The organism is Peptoclostridium sp. AF21-18 (assembly GCF_003478825.1).
Taxonomy (GTDB): Bacteria; Bacillota; Clostridia; order Peptostreptococcales; family Peptostreptococcaceae; genus Peptacetobacter.
Map to the genome: position 1 here is coordinate 23,038 of NZ_QUGE01000003.1, position 13,091 is coordinate 36,128.

Genomic DNA, 13,091 nt, shown 5'->3' on the forward strand with positions numbered 1-13,091 from the left:
TAAAAAAATAAATATAATACTACAAATATCCAAAAAAAATAAAACTAATAATAAAAAAGTATTAAAAAAGAAATAGATAATATAGACATATAATTCACAAAATGATATTATTATAAACAAAGTGGGGGAAACGATTGCTTAAAATAGCAATTATATAATATAAGGTTAAATATTGGAGGAAATAAAAATGGATATGAAAAAAAATCTTTGGAACAAATACACTGATGAACAGCTAAAAGAGTTATCAGATGTTACAGAACAGTATAAAAACTGCTTAAACGAGTGTAAAACAGAAAGAGAAGCAATAGACTTTACAATTGAAAAAGCAAAAGAAGCTGGATTTAAAGATTTAAAAGAAGTTATATCAGAAGGAAAAAAATTAAATACAGGTGACAGAGTATATGCTTGTTGTATGAATAAATCAATAGCATTATTCCAGATAGGTAAAGAACCTATATCTCATGGTATGAATATATTAGCTGCACATGTAGATTCTCCAAGACTAGATGTAAAACGGAATCCTTTATATGAAACTGATGGATTAGCTTATCTAGATACTCACTACTATGGTGGAATAAAAAAATATCAGTGGGTAGCTGAACCATTGGCACTTCATGGGGTAATAGCTAAAAAAGATGGAAGTGTAGTAAAAGTTAATATAGGTGAAGATGAAAATGACCCTGTATTTTTAGTAACTGACCTACTTGTACACTTAGGTGCAGCTCAGTTAGAAAAAACAGCTGCTACAGTTATAGAGGGTGAAAAACTAGATATATTAATAGCTAGTAAGCCATTAGATGAATCAGAATTAAAAGATGAAAAAGATGCTATAAAAGCAAATGTATTAAAGTTATTAAAAGAAAAATATGATATGGAAGAATCAGATTTCCAGTCAGCAGAACTTGAAATAGTACCAGCGGGAAAAGCTAGAGATTGTGGATTAGATAGAAGTATGATAGCTTCATATGGACATGATGATAAAATATGTGCATTCCCATCTTTACTTGCAATGCTTGAAGTTAAAGATACAAAAAGAACTTCTTGCTGTTTCTTAGTAGATAAGGAAGAAATAGGAAGCATGGGTGCAACAGGAATGCAGTCAAAATTCTTTGAAAATATGGTTGCTGAAATAGTTGCATTAACTGAAGGGGATTCAAATGTAAAAGTAAGAAGAGCTCTTCAGAACTCTAAGATGTTATCATCAGATGTAAGTTCTTGTTATGATCCACTATACGCAGAATACTTCACAAGAAGAAGTACAGCAACTATTGGATTTGGTATAACATTCAACAAACACACTGGTTCAAGAGGTAAAAATGGATCAAATGATGCAAATGCTGAATATATTGCAAATCTAAGAAAAATAATGGATGATGCAGGAGTTGGATATCAGCTAGTTGAATACGGAAAAGTTGATGTAGGTGGAAGTGGAACAATAGCTTACATATCAGCAAACTATGGAATGGAAGTAATAGACTGTGGAATATCTGTTCTTAATATGCATGCTCCATATGAAGTTGGAAGTAAAGCAGACGTATACGAAGCATACAGAGCATATAAAGCATTCCTTATAAATGCATAATATAAAATTTAATAAGAAAACAGAGATTATTTTGAAATCCTATCTATAAATAAGAGAGATTGTTACATATTTTGTAGCAGTCTCTTTTTTTATGAATTTATATATGATTAGTATTCTATTATCGCTAAAAAATTAATACAAAAATATTATAGATTAAAATAAAAATGTATAACTTTTGACAAAGTATATAAAATACAAAAAGTTAATAAAATTAAGTTCTAGAAAGATTATAAATGATTAATAAGCATAAAAATATATGAAAATATAGATACTCTAATTTAAAAAAATAAGAAAGTAAATAAAATATATTCTGAAAATATTAAATTAAATAAGTAAAACTAGAATGAAATAAACCTATATATAAATAAGTATATAATGTAAACTATGGATAAAAAATAGGGTATAGACAAAGAATATTCTTGATGTTAATATAATAACTATAAAGATGAGAAAACGTTTTTGATTATAAAAATAACTAAAAATTATTATAAAACTTAATAAAATAATAATAAAGTGTTTTTAGGTTGAAAAATGATAAACTTAATAAATTATAATAATATGTAAAACTACAAATAATATAGATTCTTTATATTGATAAAAAAATATTTAAAGTAAGTGTTCAAATGCTCCAAAAGTAAAAGGGATATAAATTAAAAATTTATATATATATTTAAAGGAGGAAAATCTTATGTCAGAAAAAACTAAGCATCCAATAGGGCTTTGGCTAGTAAATATTTCTATAGCACTTCAGAGCTACTGTGGATATGCATTTTCATCTGTATTTATATTATTCTTAACAGCAGATGTTAGTGCTAATGGTCTAGGTCTTAGCGTTGCTAAGGCATCATCAATAATAGGTCTTTATACAGCGGTAAACTATATGGGTTCTATTCTTGGTGGATGGATAACAGATAATTATTTAGGAATTCAGAAATCATTAGTATTAGGATCAATACTAACAGGATTAGGTTATTTAACTCTATTCTTTGCAAAACCATCAATAAGCGGTATATGGATGGGGCTACTAGTCCTTATATTAGCAGGTATGTTCTTTAAAGGACAGATAAGTAACCTTGTTGGTTCTCTTTACGATCAAGATGATTTAAGTAGAAAAGATGCAGCTTATGCGTTATTCTACATGGCTATAAACATAGGTTCATTCTTTGGTCCAATATTCTCTGGTCTTATAGCAGATAAATGGTTTGCCGAAATATCAGCAAGTGGAGAAATATTATCTTATGGATATAGATATATATTCTTAATGTCATCAATAGTAATGTTCTTTGTAGCTGTTTTCATAGCTGTTATGTCTCCAAAATGGTTAGGAGAAGTTGGTAAATATCCAGCAAATAAAAAAGCTAACAAAAAAGCAAAAGCAGCAACAGAAGAACATCATCACGAACATCAGCCTTTAACAACAACAGAAAAAAGAAGAATCATTGCTATGGCTGTATTATTCGTATTTGTCGTATTATTCTGGGCTGCTTGGTTCCAGACACAGACTTCATTCTCAATATTAATGAATGACTTAGTTAACAGAAATATAGGTGGATTTACAGTACCAGTTCCTTGGTTAGTATCATTTAATGCTATATTATGTGTAACATTCTCTCCAATACTTGCAAATTTATGGTTAAAACTAGAAAAAACTGAAAAAGGTGATTTACCAATACCAACAAAAATGGCTTTAGGTATGTTATTAACTGCATCAGCATTTGTAGTTTTAATATTAGGAATAAGAACTCTTGGTGGTGTATTAGATGGAAGTGCAAAAATGAGTATATTATTCGTTTTATTAGCATATTTCTTATTAACAATAGGGGAACTTTGCATATCTCCAATAGGTATGGCTATGTTCAACAAACTAGCTCCAGTAAGATATGGATCACTTGCAATGGGTGCTTGGTATCTAAGTAACTTCTTTGCTAACCTATTATCAGGTAAATTAGCAGGACTTACTTCAACAATGGGATATGTTCAGATATTCGGAACAATATCAGGAGTGCTTATAGTATTCGCAATAATGCTATTCATATTAAGAAAGAAACTTGTTAAGTTAATGGCATTAGATGAATTTAAAAATAAATAATATTGATAAAAAGTGTAGCGGTTATCCGCTACACTTTAAATATACACTTTACTAAAATACTTTTAGTGATAGAATATAAAATAAATATATTTAATAAAGAAAGAGGGCTTTTGAAATGTCAAAAAATCTTTGGACAAAATATAATGATTGTCAGCTTAAAGAATTAGAAGAAGTAAATGAAAAATACAAAAAATGCTTAGATGAAGGTAAAACAGAAAGAGAATGTGTTACTTTATCAATAAAAATGGCAGAAGAAGCAGGATATAAAAACATCAAAGATGTAATAGATGAAGGTAAAGAATTAAAAGCAGGGGATAAAGTTTACGCTGCTTGTATGAAAAAATCACTAGCATTATTCCAGATAGGTAAAGAACCTATATCTCATGGTATGAACATATTAGGAGCGCATATAGATTCTCCACGTATAGATGTAAAACGGAATCCTCTATATGAAACAGATGGATTTGCATATTTAGACACTCATTACTACGGTGGTATAAAAAAATATCAATGGGTAACAACTCCACTATCACTTCATGGTGTAGTAGCTAAAAAAGATGGCTCTGTTGTAGAAGTTAATATAGGTGAAGACCCAACAGACCCAGTATTTGTAATAACTGACTTATTAATACATTTAGGAGCAGCTCAGTTAGAAAAGAAAGCAGCTACAGTTATAGAAGGGGAAAACCTAGACTTATTAATAGGAAACAAACCTCTTTCAGAAACAGAATTAAAAGAAGATGAAAAAGATGCAGTAAAAGCAAATATACTAAAAATATTATGTGAAAAATATGGAATGGAAGAATTAGATTTCCAGTCAGCAGAACTTGAAATAGTACCAGCAGGAAAAGCTAGAGACTGTGGTATAGATAGAAGTATGATACTTGCATATGGACACGATGATAGAATATGTTCATTCCCATCATTATTTGCTATGTTAGAAGTTGAAAATCCAGAAAGAACTTCTTGCTGTTTACTAGTAGATAAAGAAGAAATAGGAAGCATGGGTGCAACAGGAATGCAGTCAAAATACTTCGAAAATATGGTAGCAGAACTTGTTGCATTAACTGAGGGAGATTCAAATGTAAAAGTAAGAAGAGCTCTTCAGAATTCAAAAATGTTATCATCTGATGTAAGTGCTTGCTATGACCCGTTATTTGCAGAAGTATTTGAAAAGAGAAGCTCAGCATTTTTAGGAAAAGGTATAACATTCAATAAACACACAGGTGCTAGAGGTAAAAATGGATCAAATGATGCAAATGCTGAATATATAGCAGAATTAAGAAAAATAATGGATGAAGCAGATGTAGAATACCAGATGGTTGAAATGGGTAAAGTAGACGCTGGTGGCGGTGGAACAATCGCCTACATAATGGCTAATTATGGAATGCAGGTAATAGACTGTGGTGTAGCAGTGCTTAATATGCATGCCCCATATGAAGTAGGAAGCAAAGCAGACATATATGAAGCAGTAAGAGGTTACAAAGCTTTCTTAAAAAATGCATAAAAATAAATAACTGAAAAATATTAAAACTGTCTCTGAAATTAAATTCGAGTTTGAATTTATGAGGAGGCAGTTTTTTATTGTAATAAATAAAATTAGTAAAATATAAGCATATATATTTTTAGAGTATTTAATTTTGATATATTTATGATAAAATAAAATTAATAATTTTAAAAATATAAAAGGTGATTATATGGGAAAAAAAGGAAAATTTATTTTAATATTTGGATTGATTTTTGTCTTATTTATTTCTGGAATTATAGTTTTTAAGAATAGAGAGGATAGAATAAATCAGGCAAATAAAGAAATTGAACAACTTGTAGAAATGAAAGAATACGATAAGCTTAGGACTCTGTTTATGGATTATGAAAAAATGAACAAAAATTTTGTATTAACAGAAGAAGAATGTGTAGAAATAAAGAGTTATTTTTATATGTTACAAATGTACAAAGAAAAAGATTATGATATGGTATATTCTATTTCAACAAATTTAAAAGCTGAAAAATGTTGGATTTTTAAAAATGATGCAGAAATATTTGTTAAAGAATTTTTAGAGAGTAAAGAAGGTATAGAGGCAAGGAAAAAAATTGAAGATAGGGAAAAGTTAGCTCAAGAAATAAAAAATCTTAGAAAAGAGATGGGAAATTGGGGAAGAGAGCATATTTCAGAAATTGGACCGTATATAGGTATGCCAGAGAGTTTAATAAGTAAAACGATGCTTGGATATCAAGATAAAACTGAAAATATAAGTTTTGAATACAGAGAAGATATATATATTTATGAAAAGCACTACATGTGGAAAGATGACAAAGAAAATGAAATATGTAAGGTTATAGTAGGTCAAGAGGAATATGAGTATGAGCCAGTAGTAAAAGAAGTAGAATTTTTAGGAAGTAATTGGGAGAAAAAATTATTGTACAATGGAGAAGATGAAAATCTTAAAAAAGAATTTACAATAGGAATATATACTGGAAAATTGTACGAAGAAAGTAATCATGGTGGATACGATAATATAAAAACTGATGTGGAATTAATAGAAGAGTATATTGATGAATATGATGTATATGAATATTCTGATGCAGATGAGTTCTACTATGATCATAAAGATGATTTTGAGGGTTACGAAGATGCAGAAGGATATTATGAAGATGCTTGGTCTTTGATAGATGAAAATACAGAATATCTTATAAGATAAAATTTGTAAAAATTTACAATTTTATGTAGTATTGCAAAAATAACATTAAAAAATAAAAGTAAATTTATTAAAAAATAAAAAATTCTTTACTTTGGAAAATGTTTTGCCATTAAAAAATTAAAGGTAAAAAGTTAAAAATATTGAAATTGTGAATAAACTATGTTAATATAAATATACTGTTGTTTTTTTCATAGAAACAACTCCTTTTTTTAGTTTTTTAACTTTATTAAAATCGAAAAAGACTTTCGACAATAGTAAGCGTATAAAGAAATTTGTGCGTCTGAGGTAGCTAGTCTATCGAATATACCACTTGAATTGCTGGAAAGTCCTAAAGCCAATTAAACTACAGCATAATGATGAAATAAGCATAGGTGTGAATGTTGTGAAAACAGAAAAAATTAATTGGATGGTATATGGTTAAATCCTAAGTACTCGGTAATGGATGATCAGCAGCTAAGATTCGAATAGAATAAAGTTCAACGACTATCCCTCTTGAGGGGAGTAAGCTCAAGCGAGCTGAAGTGGGTGGCTCTTAACACATAATGGTGAAGAAGAAGATATAGTCTGTGCTTATGTGAAAACATAAGAAGTTCAAGATGAATAATCTAGGAACTGCATAAGAAGTAGCGAACTTATGTGAACAAAATCTTAAAATAAAAATAATATATGACTATTCTCTACTGCATTACTTTTTGCTAATATAGTATATATTTTGGTAAAAAGTAGTGTAGTACAGTGGAGATAATTCGGAAATAGTCGGTTAAGTATTATTTTTAAATTAAGAGTCAGGGTTTGAGTCTGGTAAACTTGAATTACGAAAAGAGCGTGAGAAATCACGCTCTTTTCATTTTTTGTAAAAATATGTTTGTAGAATAATTATTTTATTTTACAGCTTTTTAAATTCACATTAAAGTAAAATAATGTGATATTATAATAAATGGAGAAAAAAAGAGGAGGGAATTTCTTGAAGAAAAAGGACAACACACAACTATTATTATACGAACCAAATGTCTACAAATCATTCATAATACTTGCCTTACCAGTATTTGGTGCTAACTTTATGAAAGCTTTCAATGACCTTGTAGATACATTCTTTATAGGTCAAATGCAAAACTCTGTTGCAGCACAGGCGAGTATTGCGCTTACTTGGCCGATAATAAATATATTTGTATCGTTTCAAATAGGGCTTTCGATAGCGGGGGTAGCTGTCATAAGTCAGTTCTTAGGAGCAGAAAAAGACGATGAAGCTAGAGAATATGCAGGAATACTATTTGTACTTTCTGTTGTGTTGGGTATAGCTATAAATATAATCTTATTCTTAATATGTCCATCCGTTATCAGAGGGATGGGTGCTACTGATATGGTATATGAATACTCAGTTCAGTATGTAAGAATAAGATCTATGGAAATGCTATTTGCATTTATATTTGCTTGTTTCCAGGCTGTTAGACAATCCCAGGGAGATACTGTGACACCGGTTATTCTACAGGTAACTGCGGTTATGATAAATATAGTTCTTACAGGTATATTTGTAAAAATACTAGGACTTGGTGTATTTGGAGCAGGTCTTGCAACTGTTATAGGTCAGATTGTAATTTGCCCAGCTTGTTTATACTACTTATTTATTAGAAAAGAAAATTTAAAACTTAGAAGAAAAAATCTAAAATTAAAAAATTGGGACAAAGTGAGAAAACTTACATTTATAGCAACTCCATCAGCAGCAAGCCAGGCTCTTAGCTCATTTGGATTTTTAATATTAAACACACTAATACTAGACTATGGTGCAGTTGTAACAGCGGCATTCAGTGTAGGAAATAAGATATCTAATATGCTTCTTATGCCAGTACTTGCAATAGGTTCAGTACTTGCAGCGTATGTTGGTCAAAATATAGGGGCAGGAAATATAAAAAGAGCTAAACAAGCATATAAGGTAAGTAGAAACCTAAGCTTGTGGATAGCGATAATAGGAAGTTTAATAATATTCCCACTTAGACAAGAAGTAATTGCACTTCTTACAAATGATGCAAACACACAAAGAGAAGCTATAAATTATATGATTTGGGTACTTGTAACAATGCCACTTATGGCTATGTTCCAGAATTATGTAGGAGTATTTAATGGTTCTGGTAATACTAAGTATTCATTTATAATGGAAACTGCAAGACTTTGGGTTGTGCGTTTACCAATGATTTTATTATTGAAAAACTTCACAAACTTTGGAAGTGATGGTATATGGTTTGCAATGAATGCAAGTAATTTAATAATCATAATACTTGGAGCGATACTTTTAAGAAGAGTAGATTTCTCAGCAAGTATATCATCGGGTAAAGAAGAAATAACTTTATAAAAAGATAAGTATTAGGCTATCATATTAAATATTATTTAATGTGGTAGCCTATTTTTATTTTGATAAAAAATTATTAATAAAGTAGAACAAATCTAAGAAAAATTATATAATAGAGATAGATTGAATATTAAAATATTCAATTCACAAATAAAAATAGGGTTAATTTAGGAGGGAAATGTTATGATAATTACTGCTAATAAAATTATTACAGGTGATGGGAAAACGGTTTTAAATAATTCTGCTGTATGCATAAATGAAAGAGGAATCATTGAATCAGTTGGAACAGTAGATGAAGTAAAAGCAAAATATCCAAATGAAGAAATAAGAGATTTTGGAGATGCTACAATAATGCCAGGAATGTTTGATATGCATGCACATCTAGGATACTGGTATAGCCAGCCAGATAGCTTTAATTACAACGATTAGATGATAATGATGTACGCACTTCAGCATGCACAGGCTGCATTTACAAAAGGTATCACTAGTGTAAGAGATTGTTATTCTCCACATGGAGTATGTAAAACTTTAAAACTAGCTGAATCAAAAGGATTTATAACTATACCAAGAATAACACATGTTGACGCAGGAATGTGTATGACTGGTGGACATTGTTGGGATGAAGTTGTACAGGTTGACGGTCCTTGGGAAATCAGAAAAGAAATAAGAAAACAGATGAGAGATGGTGCGGAATGGATAAAACTTCTAACTAGCCACCGTTCACATATACCTGAATTTACGCAGGAAGAATTAGATGCAGCTGTTGATGAATGCCACAGAAGAGGAATAAAATGTGTTGTTCACGCAGGAACACATCCATCAATACAGATGTGCATAGATGCAGGATTTGACACAATAGAACATGGAACATTCTTAACTGTTGAACAGGCAGAACAGATGAGAGATAAAGGAATAGCTTGGACTCCAACAATATTTGCATACACTTACTTATATGAAGTATGTAAAAAGAATATAGAAGAAGGAAATGCAGATGTATTCAATGATCCTGTTGCAGCTAAAGAACAGAGAGATTACGCATACTATGAACCAGCTTATGAATCATACAGAGATAACTTCAAAAAATTATACGATACAGGTGTAACTGTATGTATAGGTAGTGATATGGTAATGTATGGAGCACCAGTATTACCAATAGCTGAAGAAATGAGTTACATGGTAAAATACGGAATAACTCCAGTTCAGGCTGTGCAGACTTCAACTTCAAATCCAGCAAAAGTTCTTGGAAAAGGCGATGAACTTGGATTAATAGAAGAAGGATATATAGCAGATATAACAGTAGTAGATGGAGATTTAAGCCAGAATATAGATTGCATAAAAAACATAAACACAGTTTACCTAAATGGAAAAGCTGTATACTCTGATGGAGTAAGATTTATATAATAATTAAAAATTAAATTTTGTGAAATATAAAAATCATTTATAAAATATAAAGACTCTAAGAGCAGTTTGTAATTGCTTTTGGAGTCTTTTTTTAGAAATAAATTGCGAGTAGTTCATATTGACATATATCGATATATTAAATATAATATAAACTATCAGGAGGGATAGAAATGAACTCACTACATACAAAAGAAATAAAAATATTTAAAGCATTAGGCGATGAAAATAGAATAAAAATATTAGAAATACTTAAAGATGGAGAAAAATGTGCTTGTAAACTACTTGAAGAATTACAGATAAGTCAATCTACGCTTTCTCACCATATGAAAATACTTTGTGACTCAGGAATAGTATTTGGTAGAAAAGAAGGAAAGTGGATGCACTATAGTATAATAGAATCTTCATTTGATTCAGTGTTTGATCTTTTAAGTGATTTTGCTGCATCGGCTAAGCTAAATGCAGATAACAGCTGTGATTGTGAGAAATAATCATAGTATGTGAAAAATAGTCATATATATATAATAGAAGAAATTAAAGTCATCTATATTTAGGATGGCTTTTAAAAATATTTATATATCGATATATATAAATATATAGATTTAAAATTCAAATATAAAAAAGAAAGAAGGGAAATTATGTTTATACAAAATCAAATCTTGGGAATGAAATGGATAAGTACCCTAGTAGGAATGGGACTAGATAAATTGGGGCTTGATAGTAATTCTACAGTATATGGAATACTTCAATTCTTTATATACGATGTGATTAAAATATTTATATTGCTATCTGTGTTGATATTTGTAATATCATACATTCAAAGTTATTTTCCACCAGAAAAAACGAAAAAGATATTAGAAAAATTCAAAGGAATAAAAATTAATATACTTGCAGCACTTTTGGGAACAGTTACGCCATTTTGCTCGTGTTCATCAATTCCGTTATTTATAGGATTTACGAGTGCAGGGCTTCCTTTGGGAGCGACATTTTCATTTTTAATATCATCTCCACTTGTAGACTTGGGATCACTTGTACTTTTAATGAGTATATTTGGAACTAAAATAGCTGTTGCGTATGTAATAGTAGGGTTAATTCTTGCTGTAGTAGGTGGATTGATTATAGAAAAATCTAATATGGAAGATGAGATAGAAGAATTTATCCGAAAGGCTCCAAATGTTGATTTAGATATAGAAGAGCCTACAACAAAGGAAAGAATATCTTTTGCAAAAGAAAAAGTATTAGAAACAGTTAAAAAAGTTGCTCCATATATATTTGTAGGTGTTGGAATTGGAGCGATTATACACAATGTAATTCCAGCAGAGTTTGTGGAAAAAGTGCTTGGAGCTGAAAGATGGTACTCTGTACCTATAGCAACTGCAGTTGGAGTTCCGATGTATGCGGATATATTTGGAACAGTTCCAATAGCAGAGAGTCTATTTGCTAAGGGAGCGGGACTTGGAACAGTTCTTTCATTTATGATGGGAGTTACAGCGTTATCTCTACCATCTATGATAATGCTTAGAAAAGCGGTAAAACCTAAATTACTTGGGCTATTCTTTGCTATTGTAACTATTGGTATAATATTAATAGGATATTTATTCAACGTATTTGGATATATGTTGATATAGTGTTGAATATGTTGATAAAATTAGCTAAAAATAATAAAATTTTGAGGTGAAGATATGGGACTTTTCGGATTTGGAAAGAATAAGAAAAAAGATGAGATAGAAAAAGAAGTTATAAAAGGAGAAAATACTAACCTAAGCGATAAAAAAGTTAGCATAAAAGTGCTTGGTGAGGGATGTGAAAAGTGCAATAAAGTAAATGATAATGTAAAAGAAGCTGTTGAAATATTAAATCTTGATGCAGATATTGAAAAAATAGAAGATTTAATAGAAATTGTTACCTATGGAGTTATGTCTACACCAGGTATTGTAATAAATGAAAAAGTAGTATCTGTTGGAAAAATACTGAAAACCGATGAAATAGTTGAACTGCTTAAAAAGAATATATAGATAAGAGGTGAAAATATGCTAAAAATAGCTTTTATCTGTGTTCATAATTCTTGTAGAAGTCAGATTGCAGAGGCTCTTTGTAGAAAATACGCATCAGATATATTTGAGCCATACTCAGCAGGAACAGAGCTTAGAGAAATAAATAAAGATGCTATAAGATTAATAAAAGAAATATACGATATAGATATGGAAGAAAATCAACACTCTAAACTGATGCAAGATATACCAGAGGTAGATTTAATGGTTTCAATGGGATGTGGAGTATCTTGTCCAATAATAGGAAGAAAGTTTGATGAGGATTTAAAACTTGAGGATCCAACAGGAAAAGGTGACGATAAATTTAAAGAAATTATCTCAGAAATAGAAAAAGATATAATTGAATTAAGAGAGAAATATAAAAAATATCAAAAGGTAGAGCACACTTTTGAGCCTGTATACGATGAAAATTCAAAAGTATTAATACTTGGAAGTTTTCCATCGGTAAAATCAAGAGAGCAGAATTTCTACTATGGACATCCTAGAAATAGATTTTGGCAGGTGATTTCAAATATTACAGAAACAGAACTTCCAACTACTATAGAAGAAAAAAAGGAAATGCTATTAAAAAATAACATAGCAATTTGGGACGTTATAAAATCTTGTGTTATCAAAGGTTCTAGTGATAGCAGTATAAAAAATGTAGTTGTAAATGATATAACTGAAGTTGTAAAGAACAGTAAAATAGATAGGATATTTGCAAATGGAGATAAATCATTTAAGTTATATAAGAAATATTGCTCAGATGTGGGAATAGAAATAGAAAAACTACCTTCTACAAGTCCAGCAAATGCAGCTTTTTCTATAGAGAAATTGGTAGAAGATTGGAAAGTAATTAAATAAAATTAAATTTAATAGAATATAAATAATATGCTGTTACAAGTATTTTGTAGCAGCTTTTTTATTGAAAGGACTATATGTGCCAAGA

General features: G+C 29.8%; 11 protein-coding genes. All 11 read left to right on the forward strand.

The window, feature by feature from the left end; all coding sequences use genetic code 11:
* Positions 1–193: 193 nt before the first annotated feature.
* Entirely contained in the window at positions 194–1,582 is a 1,389-nt protein-coding gene (locus DWX74_RS02430; RefSeq protein ID WP_416389957.1) for an aminopeptidase, read from the forward strand.
* A 688-nt stretch (positions 1,583–2,270) separates the two neighbouring features.
* Positions 2,271–3,671, forward strand: a complete 1,401-nt coding sequence (locus tag DWX74_RS02435) for a peptide MFS transporter (protein WP_118548555.1) — start codon at positions 2,271–2,273, stop codon at positions 3,669–3,671.
* 115 nt (positions 3,672–3,786) lie between these two features.
* The gene (locus tag DWX74_RS02440; RefSeq protein ID WP_006440624.1) at positions 3,787–5,178 is read left to right on the forward strand and encodes an aminopeptidase; all 1,392 of its coding nucleotides are present in this window, start codon (positions 3,787–3,789) and stop codon (positions 5,176–5,178) included.
* A 190-nt stretch (positions 5,179–5,368) separates the two neighbouring features.
* Positions 5,369–6,370, forward strand: coding sequence for a hypothetical protein (locus DWX74_RS02445; RefSeq protein WP_118548556.1), 1,002 nt, complete (start codon positions 5,369–5,371; stop codon positions 6,368–6,370).
* A 964-nt stretch (positions 6,371–7,334) separates the two neighbouring features.
* Positions 7,335–8,717, forward strand: coding sequence for an MATE family efflux transporter (locus DWX74_RS02450; protein ID WP_118548557.1), 1,383 nt, complete (start codon positions 7,335–7,337; stop codon positions 8,715–8,717).
* 180 nt (positions 8,718–8,897) lie between these two features.
* Positions 8,898–9,143: a hypothetical protein gene (locus tag DWX74_RS11230; RefSeq protein WP_286164156.1), complete on the forward strand. Its 246-nt coding sequence runs from the start codon at positions 8,898–8,900 to the stop codon at positions 9,141–9,143.
* Entirely contained in the window at positions 9,144–10,115 is a 972-nt protein-coding gene (locus tag DWX74_RS02455) for a metal-dependent hydrolase family protein (RefSeq protein WP_286164157.1), read from the forward strand. It abuts the gene before it with no gap.
* Positions 10,116–10,285: 170 nt separating this feature from the next.
* Positions 10,286–10,603 (forward strand): ArsR/SmtB family transcription factor, encoded by a 318-nt coding sequence (locus tag DWX74_RS02460; RefSeq protein WP_006440629.1) that lies wholly within the window; start codon positions 10,286–10,288, stop codon positions 10,601–10,603.
* Positions 10,604–10,750: 147 nt separating this feature from the next.
* A complete protein-coding gene (locus tag DWX74_RS02465; protein ID WP_118548558.1) occupies positions 10,751–11,740 on the forward strand; it encodes a permease in 990 nt (329 codons plus the stop codon).
* A gap of 54 nt (positions 11,741–11,794) precedes the next feature.
* Positions 11,795–12,127 carry a thioredoxin family protein gene (locus tag DWX74_RS02470; RefSeq protein WP_118548559.1) on the forward strand — a complete coding sequence of 111 codons (333 nt, stop codon included), beginning with the start codon at positions 11,795–11,797 and terminating at the stop codon, positions 12,125–12,127.
* Between the two features lie 15 nt (positions 12,128–12,142).
* A complete protein-coding gene (locus DWX74_RS11360) occupies positions 12,143–13,006 on the forward strand; it encodes a DNA-deoxyinosine glycosylase (RefSeq protein ID WP_118548560.1) in 864 nt (287 codons plus the stop codon).
* Positions 13,007–13,091: the final 85 nt, after the last annotated feature.

Coding starts and splice junctions, on each gene's coding strand:
- DWX74_RS02440 (WP_006440624.1), top strand. CDS start 3,787: ATGTCAAAAAATCTTTGGACAAAATATAATGATTGTCAGCTTAAAGAA.
- DWX74_RS11230 (WP_286164156.1), top strand. CDS start 8,898: ATGATAATTACTGCTAATAAAATTATTACAGGTGATGGGAAAACGGTT.
- DWX74_RS02445 (WP_118548556.1), top strand. CDS start 5,369: ATGGGAAAAAAAGGAAAATTTATTTTAATATTTGGATTGATTTTTGTC.
- DWX74_RS02470 (WP_118548559.1), top strand. CDS start 11,795: ATGGGACTTTTCGGATTTGGAAAGAATAAGAAAAAAGATGAGATAGAA.
- DWX74_RS02465 (WP_118548558.1), top strand. CDS start 10,751: ATGTTTATACAAAATCAAATCTTGGGAATGAAATGGATAAGTACCCTA.
- DWX74_RS02455 (WP_286164157.1), top strand. CDS start 9,144: ATGATAATGATGTACGCACTTCAGCATGCACAGGCTGCATTTACAAAA.
- DWX74_RS02435 (WP_118548555.1), top strand. CDS start 2,271: ATGTCAGAAAAAACTAAGCATCCAATAGGGCTTTGGCTAGTAAATATT.
- DWX74_RS11360 (WP_118548560.1), top strand. CDS start 12,143: ATGCTAAAAATAGCTTTTATCTGTGTTCATAATTCTTGTAGAAGTCAG.
- DWX74_RS02430 (WP_416389957.1), top strand. CDS start 194: ATGAAAAAAAATCTTTGGAACAAATACACTGATGAACAGCTAAAAGAG.
- DWX74_RS02460 (WP_006440629.1), top strand. CDS start 10,286: ATGAACTCACTACATACAAAAGAAATAAAAATATTTAAAGCATTAGGC.